15 protein-coding genes are annotated in these 19,777 nt (G+C 33.0%); 7 read left to right on the forward strand and 8 right to left on the reverse strand.

Annotated elements, in window-relative coordinates; all coding sequences use genetic code 11:
• Positions 1–4: 4 nt before the first annotated feature.
• The gene (locus tag HM986_RS12655) at positions 5–643 is read left to right on the forward strand and encodes a response regulator transcription factor (RefSeq protein ID WP_179335463.1); all 639 of its coding nucleotides are present in this window, start codon (positions 5–7) and stop codon (positions 641–643) included.
• A gap of 68 nt (positions 644–711) precedes the next feature.
• On the opposite strand, the gene HM986_RS12660 is transcribed toward HM986_RS12655, so the two are convergent.
• Complete coding sequence (locus tag HM986_RS12660) at positions 712–1,704, reverse strand: hypothetical protein (RefSeq protein WP_179335464.1); 993 nt, start codon at positions 1,702–1,704, stop codon at positions 712–714.
• Positions 1,705–1,853: 149 nt separating this feature from the next.
• Between HM986_RS12660 and HM986_RS12665 the strand changes: the two genes are divergently transcribed.
• Positions 1,854–2,249, forward strand: a complete 396-nt coding sequence (locus HM986_RS12665) for a hypothetical protein (RefSeq protein ID WP_020894857.1) — start codon at positions 1,854–1,856, stop codon at positions 2,247–2,249.
• A gap of 152 nt (positions 2,250–2,401) precedes the next feature.
• Here the strand turns inward: HM986_RS12665 and tssD are convergent, their stop codons facing one another.
• From tssD to HM986_RS12680, 3 genes are all read right to left on the reverse strand, one after another.
• A complete protein-coding gene (tssD, locus tag HM986_RS12670; protein WP_179335465.1) occupies positions 2,402–2,794 on the reverse strand; it encodes a type VI secretion system tube protein TssD in 393 nt (130 codons plus the stop codon).
• A gap of 17 nt (positions 2,795–2,811) precedes the next feature.
• Complete coding sequence (locus HM986_RS12675; protein WP_179335466.1) at positions 2,812–3,501, reverse strand: hypothetical protein; 690 nt, start codon at positions 3,499–3,501, stop codon at positions 2,812–2,814.
• Between the two features lie 290 nt (positions 3,502–3,791).
• Positions 3,792–5,843: an HD family phosphohydrolase gene (locus HM986_RS12680; protein ID WP_179335467.1), complete on the reverse strand. Its 2,052-nt coding sequence runs from the start codon at positions 5,841–5,843 to the stop codon at positions 3,792–3,794.
• Between the two features lie 114 nt (positions 5,844–5,957).
• Between HM986_RS12680 and HM986_RS12685 the strand changes: the two genes are divergently transcribed.
• Positions 5,958–7,136, forward strand: a complete 1,179-nt coding sequence (locus HM986_RS12685) for an acetyl-CoA C-acyltransferase (RefSeq protein ID WP_179335468.1) — start codon at positions 5,958–5,960, stop codon at positions 7,134–7,136.
• A gap of 9 nt (positions 7,137–7,145) precedes the next feature.
• Positions 7,146–7,895 carry a C40 family peptidase gene (locus HM986_RS12690; protein ID WP_179335469.1) on the forward strand — a complete coding sequence of 250 codons (750 nt, stop codon included), beginning with the start codon at positions 7,146–7,148 and terminating at the stop codon, positions 7,893–7,895.
• A 46-nt stretch (positions 7,896–7,941) separates the two neighbouring features.
• On the opposite strand, the gene HM986_RS12695 is transcribed toward HM986_RS12690, so the two are convergent.
• Together HM986_RS12695 and gyrA are read right to left on the reverse strand one after the other, a co-directional pair.
• Complete coding sequence (locus HM986_RS12695) at positions 7,942–9,228, reverse strand: tetratricopeptide repeat protein (RefSeq protein WP_179335470.1); 1,287 nt, start codon at positions 9,226–9,228, stop codon at positions 7,942–7,944.
• A 30-nt stretch (positions 9,229–9,258) separates the two neighbouring features.
• Entirely contained in the window at positions 9,259–11,802 is a 2,544-nt protein-coding gene (gene gyrA / locus HM986_RS12700; protein WP_179335471.1) for a DNA gyrase subunit A, read from the reverse strand.
• A 422-nt stretch (positions 11,803–12,224) separates the two neighbouring features.
• Here gyrA and HM986_RS12705 point away from each other — a divergent pair, with 422 nt between their 5' ends.
• Both HM986_RS12705 and HM986_RS12710 read left to right on the forward strand, forming a co-directional pair.
• A complete protein-coding gene (locus HM986_RS12705; protein WP_179335472.1) occupies positions 12,225–14,774 on the forward strand; it encodes an ATP-dependent Clp protease ATP-binding subunit in 2,550 nt (849 codons plus the stop codon).
• A gap of 86 nt (positions 14,775–14,860) precedes the next feature.
• Entirely contained in the window at positions 14,861–15,232 is a 372-nt protein-coding gene (locus HM986_RS12710; RefSeq protein ID WP_179335473.1) for a hypothetical protein, read from the forward strand.
• A gap of 38 nt (positions 15,233–15,270) precedes the next feature.
• On the opposite strand, the gene hutH is transcribed toward HM986_RS12710, so the two are convergent.
• On the reverse strand, positions 15,271–16,800 hold the full coding sequence (gene hutH / locus HM986_RS12715) for a histidine ammonia-lyase (protein ID WP_179335474.1): 1,530 nt from the start codon (positions 16,798–16,800) through the stop codon (positions 15,271–15,273).
• Positions 16,801–16,929: 129 nt separating this feature from the next.
• Between hutH and HM986_RS12720 the strand changes: the two genes are divergently transcribed.
• A complete protein-coding gene (locus HM986_RS12720; RefSeq protein ID WP_179335475.1) occupies positions 16,930–17,967 on the forward strand; it encodes a TlpA family protein disulfide reductase in 1,038 nt (345 codons plus the stop codon).
• A gap of 59 nt (positions 17,968–18,026) precedes the next feature.
• Here HM986_RS12720 and HM986_RS12725 read toward each other — a convergent pair whose 3' ends face one another.
• Positions 18,027–19,580, reverse strand: coding sequence for an NAD(P)H-hydrate dehydratase (locus HM986_RS12725; protein ID WP_179335476.1), 1,554 nt, complete (start codon positions 19,578–19,580; stop codon positions 18,027–18,029).
• Between the last annotated feature and the right edge of the window lie 197 nt (positions 19,581–19,777).

Raw genomic sequence — 19,777 nt, forward strand, 5'->3', positions numbered from 1 at the left:
CATTTTGAAGAAAGCAAATATAATAATAGCAGACGATCACCTAATGTTTCTTGAAGGTATAAACACCATTTTAAGCGATATGCAAGAAATAGGTGACGTGCATTTAGCAACCGAAGGTAAGCAAGTACTTAGATTGTTGAATCAATTTGAAATTGATTTAATTATTAGCGATATCAGTATGCCAAAAATGGACGGTATTGAGCTACTTACGGAACTTAAGAAAAAACATAGTAGTGTGAAAATTATTATGTTGAGCATGCTAGACAACCATAGAACGGTACATAAAGTGATCCAAAAAGGAGCCGATGGTTTTATTCCTAAATTTACAAGCAAAGAGGAGTTACAAACGGCAGTAAGAACTGTTTTGGATAATGAACAATATTTTTCTGAAATCATTAAACAACGTTATATGGAAAGTGTTTTTGAGCGTAAAAAATATAAAAACATAGAACTATCCCCACGTGAAAAAGAAGTTTTAAATCTTTTGGGAGATGAATTGACGTCAAAGGAAATTTCAGAGAAATTATTTATTTCGGTTAATACTGTAGAAACCCATCGTAAAAATATTCTCTTAAAAACGGGTTCTAAAACTACTACAGGTGCGGTAAAATATGCTATAGAATCTGGCCTCTTTGATGAATAGAAACATCTGCTTTTGTACTAAACTTAAGCTGAAGTCTCCTACACTTAAAAACGTGTTATAGAGTGTCTTTATTTCGTCCTAACCCCCTCCGCCTCAACGGTATCCATGATTTGTCTTAATTCTTCACGGTAAGACATGGTATCATTCTCATCGGTTAATAACTCGCCACGATAAATAAATTTAGTATCTAAATCAAAATACACAACATAAAGTCCTGTTTGTGGATTTCTCCATTTACCTTTTCCATTATTTACAATCCGTTTATCTTCTAAATACTGTACCCAAGCCCCTCTAGACAAAGTCGATTTATCCATATATATTTTAATATGTTCAGTTGTTTTATAATAAGGATATGGTGTTTCTAATTTAGCCTGTATGTTTTTTAGAATCATTGTTTTTAAAGTTTCAAAACCAACTGTTTTTTCGGACAATAACATTGGTTTAGCATGCCATTTACTGTCTACAACTTCTAACGGAATAATCATATAACCTTCAGGATGACTAGTTGTTCTAATTCGTAAACTAAATTGATAGGCCGATTCTAACTCTTCTATAGATTGACTTAACCTATCTATAAAACGTGCTACGATAGCTTCGAGCTCATTTGGTTCTATATCTCGTTTAAAATTTAAATCAATAATTTCTGTAGAAAACATTATTTCAGGGATTTCTTCTTTAAAATCGGCAATTACCGCTTGTCTGGTTTCATAACGTGTTAGGGCACGTTTATATAAATCATCCACAGTCATCCCGTCTGCAATAGGATACATGGGTAAAGTGTCGTTTTCTAATATATTTTTAAGATTAAGATGCGTATAAAATTCTATTTCCGGAATGTCCTTATCATAAATTAGCATCCCATACATATTAGGATCCATAGTTGCGGCATTAAAAAATAGACTTAAGTCACTATAAGCCAATTTTCCTTTGTATTTGTTTTGTAAATATGCTTCCAAATTAAGTGCTGCTTTTTTTTTAGGAATTCCAATATATTTGGAGCATCCCGCTAAAATGAGTACTAATATTAGAAGACAAATAATAGATATAATTGTAATTTTCATTGTTTTTAAGTTTGAAACTTAAATGTAGAGCTATCTATTAGCAAAGCACTCACGGAATTCAGTGAGTTTTTTTATTCCCTTATTCAGGGTGTTTTTCAACCTATTACTTCCAATACCTTTGAAGTATTAATTAAATTAAAATAACGATTATGGGATTACAAGAAAAAAGAGCAGCAAAATCTATAGAAGATCAATATTTAGCTGATTACCAACAAGAAATTAATGAAATCGTGGGTAAAGAATTGCCAATACATATTAATTGGGACACCTTTGAATTAGATTTTATAAAATTTGTGCCAAGTGTATGTTTACAACGTCTTACTGATGGTATCAAATTGGTTTGTAAGGACGATATGGGTAAAGAGGCCATGGCAGAAAGTGTGACTTCTATTGAAGTATACTGCATCCCAAATGAAGGTGCTGAAGCTAAAAAAGAATTAAAATTAGAGGATGGTGTGTTTTCTTTAACAGCATGTTGGGGTGGTCACCACAGTGGTTATTTTATAGATTTAACAATCCGTGAATATTTAGAAAATAATTTATAGTTTTAAAGCTATGATCAGAAAACAAGGAGAAGCTAAGATTGGTTTTCTCCTTTTTTTATGAGATAATAAATGACTCATCGTAGAATGCAGAAAAGCCTTTAAGTTAATTTCTTAAAGGCTTTTCTTGTATTTATTTATAGAGGAAATTTTTACTAGTTTAATTTCACAGTATTAAACGTTACACCTTTCATAACCATGCTAAAGTAAGCATCGCTATGCGCATTATATTCAGAAAAAGACTGACTAAAACTGACAACAGTCGCCTTATCAAACTCTATAGCTACAGAAGCGGTTTCTTGATCTCTATGATAAACCTTAGCGCTACCAGACCATTCGCCAGGTTGGTTAGAAATCCATTCCATAAATAAAGGATCATTAACCATTTTTGTTGTTCCTGAAAAATTGACGTCTATCGGTTTTTTTTCTTCAGTATAATAATCATTATTAAAACTATAGTCACAATGACTTAAGACAAAAGCTTTTTCTGTATTGCTATCTTTTCTTATTAATAATTCTATTCGGCTAACTACGTTAGAGTCTTGCATATTAATTTGTTTTAGTGTTATAAAAATTTTTCGATTTGATCTTGTAACTGTTTCGCTTTAATAAAACTCTTTAAACCTTTAGAAGAATCTATTGTGACAGTAATAACCTCTTTATCTCTTATTAAGTTATTCTCGCTCCCCAAACAGAAATTAATAGTGGAAATGGCCTCTGTAAACGCAGCTTTTGCTAAGTGATCTGTTGCTATTTTAGAAAGTGTTTCTTTTAATAACGGTACAACTTTTGAAGCATAAAACTTATCCAAATCTTCGGGAGTCCCGTCGTACATATAAACTATAGAAATTTCTTTCTCTAAAGCCTCTTTAATTTCTAATTCCAAGTTTTTAATATCTTTTTTAAGCTGAAGTACTGTTGGTATATCATCAGCATCTGGCGTAAAAGGAATGTTTCCATCCGATAAAAGATAGGCATGCTTATTTATGTTGCTCAAAGAAATCGATGAAATAGAGCGTACTTCTATATATTGAAATTGTGCATCGCGATCATAAATATCACATAATAAAACTACTTTTTTTTCTGCATTATAGTTGACAAAAAATCCAGAAGCAGTATCAGAATGTGTAGAGATTGCAACCTTAGGCATGCGCGGTCTTTCTTCTTTTCTTTCTATATCTGCTATTTCTTGTACTATTGCTAAAACCTCATTAGTATCTAATACAGGTAACTGTAACATTGTTTTAAAATCCATAATTGTAAGTTTTTATTCCTTACAAAATTGAACATTTAAACACATACTTTTCTAACCGTATTCAGGGATATTGTAACATTATTAATTTTAGTTTACAACCATTGAAATCTTATTTAAAAGTACACAATTGAATATAAAGGTTTTAAAATAAAGGAGTATATAGCCTAGAAGACAACACGTACTGATGTTTTCTAAAAACTTAATTTCAGACAAATAGCATTTATATTAAGGTTTCAGATAAGTCCCTTTTAAATTAGATACCAAATATTATAAATGCGCTGAATTTTATTTTACTCAGGATACTCAATCCTCAAATGGTAAATGTTAGCCAACTTAAATTTTAGTACTTTTTTAAGCGCTTGTATTTCTTTAAAGGTAATATCCGCATTTAAAAATTGACCATTCTCCATTTGCTTGTTAATGATGTTTTCAACAAAATCATTAATCTTAGTACTTGTAGGTTCTTTTAAACTTTTAGAAGCTGCTTCTACACTATCGCACATCATAAGGATAGCTGTTTCTTTGCTAAATGGAGTTGGTCCAGGATAAGTAAAATCTCTGATGTCAACATTTTCATTTGTTGCCTTTTCTTTCATATAGAAATAGTAGACCAAACTTGTGCCATGATGCGTTCTAATAAAATCTATAACACGATCTGGAAGATTATATTTTTTAGCGGTTTCAATTCCATTTAAAACATGATCTATAATAATTTTCGCGCTTTCTTTACTCGATAATTCATCATGAGGATTAATACCTGTACTCTGGTTTTCTGTAAAATACGTTGGGTTATTCATCTTACCAATATCATGATACAAGGCTCCTACTCTAACTAACATAGCATTTGCACCTATCTCGTTTGCTGATGCTTCTGCTAAGTTGGCAACGTTTAAAGAATGATGAAATGTTCCGGGTGCCCTGTTAGATAGTTCTTTTAGGAGTTTGGTATTTGTATCGGATAGCTCTAATAAAGACACATCAGAGACTAATCCAAATATTTTTTCATATATATATATCAAAGGTTGGACAAATAGTGTTGCTAAACCAGATAGGATAAACATTCCGAAAATCTCAAACTTTAAACCTGTTAGTTGCCCTTCGTGAATTACAAAAAAAGCGAAGTATGCTATGATATATATAAACGTTATTTGTCCTACAGATATAAAAAGATTAGCCCGTTTGTATAATTCTGAAACGGTTAATATAGTAACCATACCTGCAATAATTTGAAGAAACATATACTCATAACTATTGGGCACAACAAAACCCAAAAGCAATACTGTTAGTACGTGCGTAAACAAACCCAATCGCGCATCGAAAAAAGCCTTTAAAACCAATGGTAGAATACACAGAGGTACGACATAAATATATTGCGAGTTAAAATTAATTACTAACGTACTTAAAAATATCATTAACGCGATATTGAAAAATATAAATGTAACTTTAGTATTGTTTAAAAAAACCTCTTTTCTGTACTTGCTAAGAAACAACAGTAACATTAGAAGCGCTAAAGCTACTAACAATGTATAAGCGATAAGAACCCAATTGTAATTGGTTGAATTCCATACTTGAGATTCATATTCAGATTTAAGCGAACTTAATATATCATATTGCGCTTCTTCAATCACCTGTCCTTTTGAAATAATAAGCTGATCTTTCTCTACACGACCTCTTGTCAGGGATATTCTAGACAACTCCTCTTCTAAGGCTTTTTCGGTTAACGTTTTATTTAATTTAGTATTAGGTTTTATCACATCGAAAAAAACAGATATCATACGTTTTTTAACATCGATAGCTGTTGAATTACCCATATCAGACTCCACTCGAGTACGTAAATCACTCAACTCAAATAAGCTACCATATTGAATTTCTTTTTCAACTTTATTGGCTGTTGCAAGTTTTACGGGTCTATCATCTGCATAACTGTAATCTAAATCTAATACTCCAACAGTGTAAAGATTATTTATTATGGTTCTTCCTTTTTTATACAAGCCTGAATTTTCACTAATAAAATTACTAGAGTCTTTAAACACCTGATTAAATCTTGCTAAATAATCAGAAAGTACCTCGTCTTTAACCTCTCTATTTATTTCAAAATAAACAAGACTTCTGTCTTTAATTTCATTTTTCTCGGCATCAATTTCTGCTTTTGACTTTTTAATAGCAAAATTAAATGGGGCGTATAAATTTTCAGATTGCCAAGGCTTCCCTTTTTCAAATGAATATCTAAACTTTCCTGTTTTAGGAAACAGATATACTATAAACAATGTTGTTACAATGAACAACAAAATCTTATAGACTAAAGCGTGATTTTTATACCACTTATTGAAGAATACATTCATATACAATCAAATGTAATAAATATTAGAATTTTAGAAGGCTAATATCATTAATACATTCTCAAATCTCTCAAAAAATGTTTAATTTCGCATCAATTAACATCAAATATAATAACAATGAATAAGGACGTCGTTATCGTTTCAGCAGTAAGAACACCTATTGGAAGTTTTTTAGGTGGCCTATCTACAGTACCAGCACCACGATTAGGAGCTGCTGCCATTAAAGGAGCTTTAGATAAAATAAACTTGAAACCTGAAATGGTCGATGAAGTCATTATGGGTAATGTTGTTCAAGCTGGTACAGGGCAAGCTCCTGCGAGACAAGCAGCTATTTATGCTGGCCTACCAAATACGGTTCCTTGTACTACCATCAATAAAGTTTGTGCTTCTGGTATGAAAGCTGTAATGCAAGCTGCACAAGCCATACAATTAGGTGATGCTCATATTGTTGTCGCTGGAGGTATGGAAAACATGAGTTTAATTCCTCATTATTACCATGCGAGAAGTGCCACTAAATTCGGACCTGCCACATTAGAAGATGGCATGCAAAAAGATGGTTTGGTGGATGCGTATGACAATAACGCTATGGGAGTTTGCGCAGATGCCTGCGCTACGGAATATGAATTCTCTAGAGAAGATCAGGATGCTTATGCTGTTCAATCTTATAATCGCTCAAAAGCGGCTTGGGAGAATGGAAAATTTAATGATGAAGTGATTTCTATTGAAGTTCCACAGCGAAGAGGAGAACCTGTTATAGTCGCTAAAGATGAAGAATACTCAAATGTAAGAATGGATAAAATTCCTGCATTACGCCCTGCATTTACAAAAGACGGAACGGTTACTGCTGCAAATGCATCTACGATTAACGATGGTGCTGCGGCATTAATTTTAATGAGTAGAGAAAAAGCAGAAGAATTAGGTTTAAAACCTATTGCTATTATAAAAGGGTATGCTGATGCTGCACAAGAACCAGAGTGGTTTACAACGTCTCCTGCAAAAGCATTGCCAAAGGCACTTGCAAAAGCAAATGTAGAATTGGATGCTATTGATTTCTTTGAATTTAACGAAGCGTTTTCTATTGTTGGTTTAGCAAATATGAAAATCTTAGGATTAAATGATAAAAACGTAAATGTTAATGGTGGTGCTGTTTCTTTAGGTCATCCCTTAGGATGCTCTGGTGCTAGAATATTAGTTACGTTAATCAACGTATTACACCAAAACAATGCTAAATTAGGTGCAGCTGCTATTTGTAATGGTGGTGGTGGTGCATCTGCAATGGTAATAGAACGCGCTTAACTAAACCCTATGCAATACGGCATTTGCAATCTTGGAATTGTACCAATACGATTAGAACCTACCGATACCAGTGAAATGGTAACGCAGGCGTTATATGGTGATTACTTTAAAGTTCTAGAACAGCGTAAGCAATGGAGTCGTATTCGATTTGCCTTTGATAAATACGAAGGTTGGATAGATAATAAACAATATATAGAAATTGAAGAATCTACTTATATAGATTTAGATAAGTCTGATATTTATTTATCCAAAGATTTAATTGAGTTTGTTACAGATGCCTCTAATAATTTATACCCTATTCCTGTTGGATCTGATTTAAACGGTTTACTTTTATTTAATCACAATTTTGATGGAAGTGCGTTAACGTCAAAAAGCGCTAAAGAGAACATTATAAAATCCTCTTTTCTATTCTTAAATGCTCCTTACTTATGGGGTGGAAAAACGCCTTTTGGAATTGATTGTTCTGGTTTTACTCAAATGGTATATAAGCTCAATGGTTACAAACTTTTTAGAGATGCATCTGAACAAGCAACACAAGGTGAAGCTCTAAGTTTTATTGAAGAAAGTGAGCCAGGTGATTTAGCCTTTTTTGATAACGCAGAAGGTAACATTACGCATGTTGGTATTATAATGGAAGACAATTACATTATACATGCCCATGGCAAGGTTAGAATTGATCGTTTAGATCATAGTGGTATCTATAATATTGATAAAAAAACACATACCCATAAGCTAAGGGTTATTAAAAAAATTGTATAAAAAAAAGCGACTTTTCAGTCGCTTTTTTTATGTTTTACTGTAACTATTAATTACCGTTTGCTGAAGCTTCAATTTCCTCAACTTTAGTTCGCATCGCTTTAAATTTATCAGTTTCACCAAGTGCACTGTAAATGTTCATTAACGTTTTAGCCGCATCGAGATTAGTACCTTTCAATTCTAATGCTTTTTCTAAATAAGGAATAGCCTGTTGATATACTTGAGTACGCTTTTCTTTTAATTCATCATACTTCTTGTTATCAGCTTTACTTGTTCCTAAGTTGTTCATTTCCTCAACTATTTCAGCCTCTCCATTTAAAATTACTACTGCTAAATTATTGTAAGCATCAACATAGTTTGGATTAATAGCTAGAGCTTTTTCGTAATACTTTATAGCCGCCTCTGAATTACCGCCTTCTGCTGCTAACACACCTAAATTGTATTGTAATTCTGCGTTCGTAGGATCCTTTTCAGTAGCTTCTTCCATTAAAGATCTGAACTTCTCTTTATTTCCCATTTTGAGATAAACATTAGCTTCAGATAATAATAATCCAATATCTTCAGGATTTTCACTTCTAGCATCTGCCATAGCTCCTAGTGCTTTTTCATTGTCACCTTGAGAAACATATATTAAAGCAATATTCTTTACAATTTCAGCCGTTTTTGATGGACTTTTTTCATCTCTTGGATCCTTGTGTAATTTCGCTTTTATAGAAAAACTTCTTGCTGATTTATTAGCAAAGTTTTCTTCCTCACCTGTTTCAACGTTAGTAGCATAATAATTCATTTGCTCACCACTATATCCTAAATTTTTAAGTTGAACGTAGTAATCTAAAGCTGTTTTATAATCTGGCTCCGTTACAGCAGAAGAAGCTGCATAATAAAGATACAAGGTATCTTTAGGGGACATTCTATAAACTTTTTCAAAACCCTTAGCTGCAGCCTTGTACTGTTTATTCGTAAAGGCATTATTTGCTTTAGTTAAAAAAGTATTAACCATCCCTGTAGTCATTTCATTAGCTTCTTGGGTGTATTTTAATTTTCCCATTTTAGACTCTAAATCTTTCAAGTTACCTAAACTTGTTATCGCTTCATCGATATTGTCATCAGTACCATTCCCATTTGCATACAATGCTTTGGCCTTTAACAAATAAAATTTAGCTTTAGACTTGTCATCCATGCTGCCTATTAAAGCTTCCGCTGAAGCAGTTGCTGATTTAGCATCAGCAAAGTTTGAATTTTTAAGTGCTTTCTCTATCGCCTTTATCTCATTTTTTTGTGCAAAAGACAATGACGTAATTGCTAAACCTAGCACTAATGTCAGTAATTTTTTCATCTTGTATTAAATCGTTTTGTTATTTATTAATTATTCGCTTTCTGTGTCATTATTATCAATAGCCGTGCCATCGTCAATAGCGTCTTCGTTATCCAAGACCTCAGCATCTACATCAATTAAGATATCTTCCTCTTCGTCTTTCATCACTTTAGCTACGGCAGCAATAGAATCATTTCCTTTTAGGTTAATCAGTTTTACACCTTGCGTTGCTCTACCCATTACTCGTAAATCAGCTACAGCCATTCTAATAGCAATTCCAGATTTATTGATAATCATTAAATCATCTTCATCGGTTACGTTCTTTATAGAAACTAAATTACCTGTTTTTTCAGTAATAGAAATGGTTTTCACACCTTTCCCTCCTCTGTTAGTAATTCTATAATCCTCTAAACTAGAACGTTTTCCGTAACCATTTTCAGAAACAACAAGAATATTGCTTTCCATATCGTCTACAGCAATCATACCTATTACTTCATCTGTCTTTTCATCTTGAAGACGAATACCACGAACTCCAGAAGCATTTCTACCCATTGGTCTTGTTTTCGCTTCTTCAAAACGAATAGCTTTACCAGATTTTAAGGCTAACATCACTTGGCTCTCACCTGTAGTTAATTTTGCTTCTAATAAAACATCATCTTCCTTAATCGTTATCGCATTAATACCATTAGATCTTGGTCTAGAATATTGTTCTAAAGAAGTTTTCTTAACCTGACCTTGTTTAGTTGCCATAATGACATAGTGGCTATTAATATAGGCTTCATCTTTTAAATCCTGAGTACAGATAAAAGCCATCACTTTATCATCTTGCTCAATATTTATTAAATTCTGAATTGCTCTACCTTTAGATGTTTTTGATCCTTCTGGAATTTCATAAACACGCATCCAGAAACATTTTCCTTTCTGTGTAAAGAATAACATATATTGGTGGTTTGTACCTACAAATAGATGCTCTAAGAAATCTTCATTACGAGTTGTTGATGCTTTTTGTCCAACCCCGCCTCTATGCTGAGTTTTATATTCTGTAAGCGATGTACGCTTAATATAACCTGCATGAGAAATCGTAATTACCACTTGTGCATCTGGTATCATGTCTTCGATACTCAAGTCGCCACCTGCATACTCTATAATAGAACGACGCTCATCACCATATTTATCTCTTACAACTTCTAGCTCTCCTTTAATAATATCCATACGACGTTCTTTTCTGTCTAAGATATCTTTAAGGTCAATAATTGTTTTCATGATGTCATCATACTCAGAACGTAATTTATCTTGTTCTAAGCCTGTTAACTGACGCAAACGCATTTCTACAATAGCTTTGGCTTGTATTTCAGATAATTTAAAGCGTTCAATTAAACTATTACGCGCTTCTTCTGCATTAGATGATGCACGAATAATTTTAATGACTTCATCAATATTATCTGAAGCTATAATTAAACCTTCTAAGATATGTGCACGCTCTTCTGCTTTACGCAATTCATAAGTGGTACGTCTAACAACAACTTCATGTCTGTGCTCTACGAAATAATGAATTAATTCTTTTAAATTCAATAATTGCGGACGCCCCTTAACTAGTGCTATATTATTGACACTAAAAGAGGTCTGTAATGCTGAATACTTATATAATTTATTCAGAACGATATTTGGAATTGCATCGCGCTTTAAAACATAAACGATACGCATACCATTTCTATCCGATTCATCACGGATAGAAGCAATACCCTCCATTTTCTTTTCATTAACTAAATCAGCAGTCTTTTTAATCATGTCTGCCTTGTTAACTTGGTAAGGAATCTCAGATACAATAATACATTCTCTACCTTGTACTTCTTCGATTATAGCTTTTCCTCGCATTACAATACGTCCGCGACCTGTATGGAAAGCTTCTTTAACACCATCATAACCATAAATTGTTCCACCTGTTGGAAAATCTGGTGCTTTAATGTGTTGCATTAACTCATCAATTTCAATATCATTGTTTTCGATATAAGCTATAGTACCATCTACTACTTCAGTTAAGTTATGTGGTGGCATATTGGTAGCCATACCAACGGCAATACCAGATGCACCATTTACTAAAAGTCCAGGGATACGTGTAGGAAGAACCGTTGGTTCTTCTAAAGTATCATCAAAGTTTAATTTATGATCTACAGTTTCTTTATCGATATCTGCTAACATATCTTCAGATATCTTACGCATTCTAGCCTCTGTATAACGCATTGCTGCAGGACTATCACCATCAACAGAACCAAAGTTACCTTGCCCATCAACTAACATATAACGCAAACTCCATTCCTGAGCCATACGTACCATCGCATCATAAACCGAGGTATCTCCATGTGGGTGATACTTACCTAAAACTTCACCAACTATTCTTGCTGATTTTTTATGTGCACTATTTGCTCTAATACCTAACTCATGCATGCCATAAAGCACACGTCTATGAACTGGTTTTAAACCATCTCTTACATCTGGTAACGCACGTGACACAATGACCGACATTGAATAATCAATGTAAGCCGATTTCATTTCATCTTCAATGTTAATTGGAATGAGTTTTTCTCCTTCTGCCATATATAAAATTAATTAGTTTTTTGTGAATTTCAATAACGTGCTAATATAACCAAAATACTACTGTTTATAGCCAAAATTAAACATGTTTTTGGGAATTTTTATTAACAATATGTGATATCTTTTTCGTTAATAAGTATCTCTTATTTTCCTTTGATTTAAAATGCTTTTTTACTCTCTTCGTTTCTAACATTTGATAAACATCAAATAAGTATTAAAGCGACACCGATAATTCGTTACTATTGCACTCATATTTCATTAATAAACAGACTCTTAGAAAAACACTCTAAGATTATGATTATACATTCAAGTACAATTTAATTCAAGTTATTTAGGACTCATTTTAAAATTCATTTGGTTTAGGTATAGTTTTTGACCTATAGTCAATATGTTTTTATTATTTTTAAAGCAGAAAGGAATTTAATATGGATGATAATTTTTCCCCAAGAGTTAAAGATGTTATTGCCTACAGCAAAGAAGAGGCATTACGTTTAGGTCATGACTTTATTGGAACCGAACATTTAATGCTAGGTCTTTTAAGAGATGGCAATGGTAAAGCGATAGATATTTTAAGCGCCTTAGATGTGGATTTAAACCACCTAAGACGTAAAGTAGAGATATTGAGTCCGGCCAACCCTAATATCGTAACGACATCTAACGAAAAAAAGAACCTACACCTCACTAGGCAAGCAGAGCGCGCTTTAAAAACAACATTTTTAGAAGCTAAATTGTTTCAAAGTACCTCTATAAATACAGCACATTTACTATTGTGTATTTTAAGAAATGAAAATGACCCTACAACAAAGCTTTTAAATAAGCTAAAAGTAGATTATGATAACGTTAAAGAAGAATTTAAATCTATGATAACTAGCGAAGATGATTATTTAGACACTCCCAAAGCAGAATCGTTTTCTGATGATGACATGAATGAAGAGGAAGAAACAAAACAGAATCCATTTAGTGGACAATCTAATAAAACGAATAAAAAATCTAAAACACCTGTTTTAGATAATTTTGGAAGAGACTTAACTGTACTTGCAGAAGAGGATAAATTAGATCCTGTTGTAGGTAGAGAGAAAGAAATACAACGTGTATCTCAAATTTTAAGTCGAAGAAAGAAAAACAACCCTCTATTAATAGGTGAACCTGGCGTTGGTAAATCTGCCATAGCCGAAGGCCTAGCTTTACGAATTGTAAAGCGCAAAGTGTCTCGTACCCTATTTAATAAGCGCGTCGTAACTTTAGATTTGGCAAGTTTAGTTGCAGGCACAAAATATAGAGGTCAGTTTGAAGAACGTATGAAAGCCGTTATGAACGAGCTTGAAAAAAACGATGATATTATTCTATTTATAGATGAAATTCATACTATCGTTGGTGCTGGTGGAGCCACTGGAAGTTTAGATGCTTCTAACATGTTTAAACCTGCTTTAGCAAGAGGAGAAATACAATGTATCGGTGCAACCACATTAGATGAATATAGACAATACATTGAAAAAGATGGAGCTTTAGAACGTCGCTTTCAGAAAGTCATTGTTGAACCAACTTCTGTTGAGGAAACTATTGAAATTCTAAACAACATTAAAGGTAAGTACGAAGAACATCACAATGTTAATTATACGGATGAAGCCATTGAAGCTTGTGTAAAATTAACAAGCCGCTATATGACGGAGCGCTTTTTGCCAGATAAAGCCATTGATGCTTTAGATGAGGCTGGTTCTCGTGTTCATATCACCAATATTGATGTCCCAAAACAGATTCTTGAACTAGAAAAGAAACTTGAAGAAGTTAAGGAAACTAAGAATAGCGTCGTTAAAAAACAGAAATATGAAGAAGCTGCAAAACTTAGAGATGATGAAAAACGATTAGAAAAAGAATTAGCTACTGCTCAAGAAAAATGGGAAGAAGAAACTAAACAGCATCGCGAAATTGTTACAGAAGAGAATGTTGCTGATGTCGTTTCTATGATGACAGGTATTCCGGTAAATAAAATTGCGCAAACTGAAATCAATAAACTCTCTAAATTACCTGAATTAATAAAAGGAAAGGTTATTGGTCAAGACCAAGCGGTTTCTAAAGTCGTTAAAGCCATTCAGAGAAATAGAGCGGGATTAAAAGATCCAAATAAACCAATTGGTTCATTTATCTTTTTAGGGCAGACTGGTGTTGGTAAAACACAATTAGCAAAAGTGCTAGCGCGCGAGTTATTTGATAGTGACGATGCACTTGTTAGAATTGACATGAGTGAGTACATGGAGAAATTTGCTATTTCTCGTTTAGTTGGTGCACCTCCAGGATACGTAGGCTACGAAGAAGGTGGACAGTTAACAGAAAAAATAAGACGTAAGCCATATGCGGTAGTACTTTTAGATGAGATTGAAAAAGCACATCCAGACGTTTTCAATATGCTATTGCAAGTTTTAGATGACGGGTATCTAACAGATAGTTTAGGTCGTAAAATTGATTTTAGAAACACAATCATAATTATGACATCTAATATTGGAGCCCGAAAATTAAAAGATTTTGGAAGTGGAGTTGGTTTCGGCACTGCAGCTGCAGTTGCTCAAGAATCAGACCATGCAAAAGCAGTCATAGAAAATGCATTGAAGAAAGCATTTGCTCCTGAGTTTTTAAATAGAATTGATGACGTTATTGTATTTAACGCTTTAGAGAAAGAGGATATTGGTAAAATTATTGATATCGAAATGGCTAAGCTTATAGATAGAATTAAAGATCTAGGTTATGAACTGGAACTTTCTGATAAGGCTAAAGGTTATATTGCAGAAAAAGGCTTTGATAAACAATATGGTGCAAGACCTCTTAATAGAGCTATTCAGAAATATGTTGAAGATGCACTTGCAGAAGAGATTATCAATTCTAAAATTCATGAAGGTGATATTATAACAATGGATTTAGATAGCAAAACCGATGAATTAAGTATTAGCATAAAATCACCTAGTAAAACGACTGAATCATAAATTTAGTCACAAATTATATTCTAAACTCCTTCTTTGTGAAGGAGTTTTTTTTTATCTTATCAGAAGTTGTTTTCTGTTAAAAAAATATGATCAAAAAACTATCTTTTAACTTTGGAGAGTTATCTATTTACGATAATTACGTATTGGCCGTGATGAAAGAAGGCGTAACGATCTCACCCAATTATAATGATGTTTTAGTTGATATCAGTGAAACATATTTCCGGAACAAAAATTTCATTTATATTACACACAGAATCCATTCTTATTCTGTGGATCCACAGATTTATTATAAGACTGAAAAAATCGAAAATTTAATAGGCTTTGCAGTAGTATCTCATAATTATCAGGCAAAGTTAAATGCCCAAATAGAAAAAATGTTTTTCAAAAAGCCACTCATGATTTTCTCAGACATAGAAGAGGCTATAACTTGGGCGTTAAAGGTCACTAAAACAAATTAATAACACCTCTTAGTTATATCTCTTACTCACATTTTAATTTATTTTAAATCGTAATGGTTCAAAAATAATTCTTCAATCTCAATATCTACATCTTTTAAAAATTGAATTGAAGCTTCAATTGAGTCATGTAATACTTCATCTGCTTTTATAAACGGCACTACTTTTCTGTATTGCTCTAAGAATGATTCTAATAAAGGCGATGTTTTTAAAGGTCTTCTAAATTCTAAGGCTTGGGAGGCGTTCATCAATTCAATTGCAATGACACGTTCTACATTTTTAACTAAAGTATAGGCTTGTGTGGCTGCATTAGCCCCCATACTTACATGATCTTCTTGGCCATTACTAGATACAATACTATCTACACTCGCCGGAGTTGCCATTTGTTTATTAGCACTTACAATACTAGCTGCTGTATATTGCGGAATCATAAACCCTGAATTAAGTCCTGGGTTATCTACTAAAAAGGCTGGTAACCCCCTTAAGCCCGATACGAGTTGAAAGACACGACGTTCTGAAATATTTCCTATCTCTGCCATTGCAATCTTTAAATAATCTAATGCTAAGGCTAAAGGTTGACCGTGAAAATTTCCACCTGAAATAATTAAATCTTCTTCGTGAAAAATATTAGGATTATCTGTTACTGAGTTAATTTCAGTTAAAATCACCTTCTCTACAAAATCTAAGGTATCTTTTGTTGCTCCATGTACTTGAGGAATACAACGAAATGAATACGGATCTTGGACGTGCTCCTTTTCTCTTGTGATTAATTCACTCCCTTTTAGAAACTCATTAAAACGTCTTGCTACTTTTCGTTGTCCAGGATGTGGTCTTACCGCATGCACTAAATCATGAAAAGGATCTAAGCGACCATCAAAAGCATCTAGCGAAATACTAGCTATAATATCTGCTAAATACGATGTTTTATGAGACATCAGCAGTAAGTAAACACCGTAAGCACTCATAAACTGCGTGCCATTTAATAATGCTAAGCCCTCCTTAGCTTCAAGAGTAATAGGCTCCCAATTAAATTCTTCTAAAATAGTTGCAGCATCGTACTCCTTTGCGTTATGAACAACTTTTCCTTTCCCTAATAAAGGTAAAGCCAAATGTGCGAGTGGAGCTAAATCACCTGAAGCACCTAAAGAACCTTGGGTAAAAACAAATGGAAATATATCGTTATTAAAAAATTCTATAAGTCTATTTACAGTAGCTAACTGCACTCCACTATGTCCATAACTAAGGGATTGTATCTTTAAAAGCAACATCACCTTTACTATAGATTCAGGAACCCTATCACCTGTTCCACAGGCATGAGACATTACTAAATTTTCTTGTAATTGACTTAAATCGGCATCTGAAATTTTTACATTATACAAAGACCCAAATCCAGTATTAATACCATACATTGGTTTTTTTTCGTTAGCCAATTTTTCGTCTAAATAGGTCTTACATTTCTGTATATTATTAGCCGAGGCTTCTGATAGTTTTAACTTTTTATTTTCATAAAAAATATTGTAAATCGTTACAATATCTAAAGCGTCAGAAGAAATGATATGATAGTTATCCATTAGGAGTGATTTTTGAGTTCTCAAAATTTGGGAATATTATTGGATTCTACAAGAGTTTGTTAATAATTCATTAGGATGAAGAATTAATTTATTAATGTTTATTTTTGCTTCTGAACAAAAAACCGAGTTATGAAACGATTATTATTACTATGTATAGCTGCAACGATATTTGCATGTAAAGGAGAACCAAAAGATTATGTTACCCTTTCCGGAAAGATAACAAACCCTGATGAAAGTAAAACACTTAAAGTTTTCAAAGGACGAGATTTCGAAAAAATTATTACCCTTAATGAAGATGGGACATTTAAAGATACTTTAAAAGTTGTCGCTGGTGATTACAACTTTCAACATGGAAAACAATATGGACAAATTTATCTAGAAAATGACAACACATCATCTTTTGAAACAGATTATGAATCATTCATTGATTCTATGGTGTTTACAGGAGATGCATCAGATTTAAATAACTTTTCTGTTCAATCTTTTTTAATATCTAAAACGTATTTTACTGAAGATTTAGTGGGTTCTAGTGATATGGAAAAAGTTGAAGAAGCTATTAATGATTATAAATCTGCATACGATGGTTTAAAAGTTAAATATACGGATGTAGACTCTTCGCATGTTGCTATTATGGACAAAAACATAGACATGACAGTTCAACAACTTTCTAAATTTATGAGCAGTAAACAAGCAACACTCAATGCGTTTCCTAAAGGATCGGCGTCTCCTGCTTTTGATAATTATGAAAATTATGCTGGAGGAAAAACATCTCTTTCAGATTTAAAGGGTAAATATGTTTATATCGATTTATGGGCAACTTGGTGTGGGCCTTGTATCATAGAAATACCTGCTCTTAAAAAAGTAGAAAAACAGTACGAAGGAAAGAATATAGAATTTGTAAGTATTTCTGTTGATGAAGGTCGTGGATACAAAGGTGATGCTGATGAAGCATACAAAGGCTGGAAAAAAATGGTTAATGATAAAGAATTGACTGGCATGCAATTAATAGCAGATGATGGTTTTAGATCGCAGTTCATTCAAGACTATAAGGTTAACGGTATTCCAAGGTTTTTATTGATAGATCCTAATGGAAATATTGTAAATGCAGACGCTCCAAGACCGTCTAGTTCCGCTTTGATAGATTTATTTAATGAGTTGAATATCTAAGTTCTAATTCATGTATTAAAAGCCTGTTTAATATTAATTAGACAGGCTTTTTTATATTTCTATTTTTCTTTTTGTCCCTCCTGTTGTGGTGGTTCTGGTTGCTTAAATAAATCGATGTAAGCCTCACCAATAGTTTCAATAATATGACTTGCTATTAAACTTTGGTAACCATAATCTTCTAAGGAAATATCAGCAGATTTTCCATGTAAATACACACCAAAAATAGTTGCGTCCAAAATAGTATAACCTTGAGCAACTAAACCTGAAATGATTCCGGTTAAGACATCTCCACTTCCCGCGGTTGCCATACCTGGATTCCCTGTGGTATTTATGTACAATTTCTTTTTATTTACTGTGATGGAATGCGCTCCTTTAATTAAAACGATTATATCATATTCTTCAGTAAATGCTTTAACTTTTTCTAATTTTTCAAAATCATTAGACCACTTCCCTACTAAGCGTTCTAATTCCTTAGGGTGTGGGGTTAAAATAGATTGTTTAGGTAATAATTTTAAAAGCGTTTTATGTTGGGACAATAGATTCAATCCATCTGCATCAATAACTAACGGCGTTTTATTTGTCTTTAAAAATGCTTCAAGTGTTTTTGCCGTTTCCTCAGAAGTACCAAGTCCTACTCCAACACCAATTATGTTTGGTTTTAATTCGAAATTAATATTTGAGATATGAGTTTCAGAATCATCAGTAACTACCATAACTTCTGGTATAGCTGTTTGTAAACTATGATATCCGCACTTAGGAATATACGCTGTTACCAAACCTGCACCAGCACTTAAAGCGGCTCTACTTGCTAAATTAACTGCACCTATTTTGCCGTAGCTTCCTCCTAAAATTAAGACATGTCCAAAATCACCTTTATGTGCAAATTTATTTCTAGGCTTATATATAGGCAGGACTTCATGTTTTGAAATCAACTCAACCTCGGTTTCGGTTTGCATTAAATAATCGCGATCTATTCCTATGTCTAAAGCCTCCCATTGTCCTATATAATGTTCCGTTTCAGGCAAAAAGAACACCAATTTAGGAGATTGAAAACTTAATGTGTAGTTCGCAAAAACCACAGCATTGACATCTTCTACAGCTTTATCTGCATATAATCCCGATGGCATATCAATAGACAAAGTAAATGCCTTAGAAGCTTTAAATTTTTGAAATAATGAACTTACCCAAGCATTTGGTGCGCGGTTTAGTCCAATACCAAAAATAGCGTCAACAATAATATCATCTACACCGATTTTAATTTCAGTAAAGTCTTCTTTGCAACTCAACATCGTTGGCCATTTTTTAGAAACGGATTTAATCCGGTCATAATTAATTAAAAAATCCTTAGAGCGCTTGTCACTGCAATTCACTATGTACGTTAATACGTTATAACCATGAGTAATTAAATGCCTTGCCAATACCAAACCATCACCTCCATTGTTTCCAATACCACAAAACACATGAATTGGTACTTGTGCTCCTTGCATTCGCATGTGCATCCAATTAAATATTTGTGTTCCGGCGCGCTCCATTAAATCTGTAGAAGAAATGTTTTGGCGGTCTGTGGTTAATTTATCTCCTTCGTAAATTTGTTCTTTCGAAAATAATTTCATGTTATTATTAGTGTTGTTTTATTGATGTTGCATATCATATGCAGAATTTAATTTTCCTTTCGCTTGAAAATTTATTTATAAAAAGCACTCGTACCATTTTAAAAGCGTTTGCAAACAGCGAGTTTCGTTTCATTTTTAATAATTAGAAGCCCTATTTTTAACAAATCCTTAAAAAGAAACGAATTGTTTTTTTATTG

This window comes from Winogradskyella costae (assembly GCF_013403865.1).
Lineage (GTDB): Bacteria > Bacteroidota > Bacteroidia > Flavobacteriales > Flavobacteriaceae > Winogradskyella > Winogradskyella costae.

Coding starts and splice junctions, on each gene's coding strand:
- HM986_RS12710 (WP_179335473.1), top strand. CDS start 14,861: ATGATCAAAAAACTATCTTTTAACTTTGGAGAGTTATCTATTTACGAT.
- hutH (WP_179335474.1), bottom strand. CDS start 16,800: ATGGATAACTATCATATCATTTCTTCTGACGCTTTAGATATTGTAACG.
- HM986_RS12680 (WP_179335467.1), bottom strand. CDS start 5,843: ATGAATGTATTCTTCAATAAGTGGTATAAAAATCACGCTTTAGTCTAT.
- HM986_RS12675 (WP_179335466.1), bottom strand. CDS start 3,501: ATGGATTTTAAAACAATGTTACAGTTACCTGTATTAGATACTAATGAG.
- HM986_RS12725 (WP_179335476.1), bottom strand. CDS start 19,580: ATGAAATTATTTTCGAAAGAACAAATTTACGAAGGAGATAAATTAACC.
- HM986_RS12720 (WP_179335475.1), top strand. CDS start 16,930: ATGAAACGATTATTATTACTATGTATAGCTGCAACGATATTTGCATGT.
- HM986_RS12695 (WP_179335470.1), bottom strand. CDS start 9,228: ATGAAAAAATTACTGACATTAGTGCTAGGTTTAGCAATTACGTCATTG.
- gyrA (WP_179335471.1), bottom strand. CDS start 11,802: ATGGCAGAAGGAGAAAAACTCATTCCAATTAACATTGAAGATGAAATG.
- HM986_RS12690 (WP_179335469.1), top strand. CDS start 7,146: ATGCAATACGGCATTTGCAATCTTGGAATTGTACCAATACGATTAGAA.
- tssD (WP_179335465.1), bottom strand. CDS start 2,794: ATGCAAGACTCTAACGTAGTTAGCCGAATAGAATTATTAATAAGAAAA.
- HM986_RS12705 (WP_179335472.1), top strand. CDS start 12,225: ATGGATGATAATTTTTCCCCAAGAGTTAAAGATGTTATTGCCTACAGC.
- HM986_RS12665 (WP_020894857.1), top strand. CDS start 1,854: ATGGGATTACAAGAAAAAAGAGCAGCAAAATCTATAGAAGATCAATAT.
- HM986_RS12660 (WP_179335464.1), bottom strand. CDS start 1,704: ATGAAAATTACAATTATATCTATTATTTGTCTTCTAATATTAGTACTC.
- HM986_RS12685 (WP_179335468.1), top strand. CDS start 5,958: ATGAATAAGGACGTCGTTATCGTTTCAGCAGTAAGAACACCTATTGGA.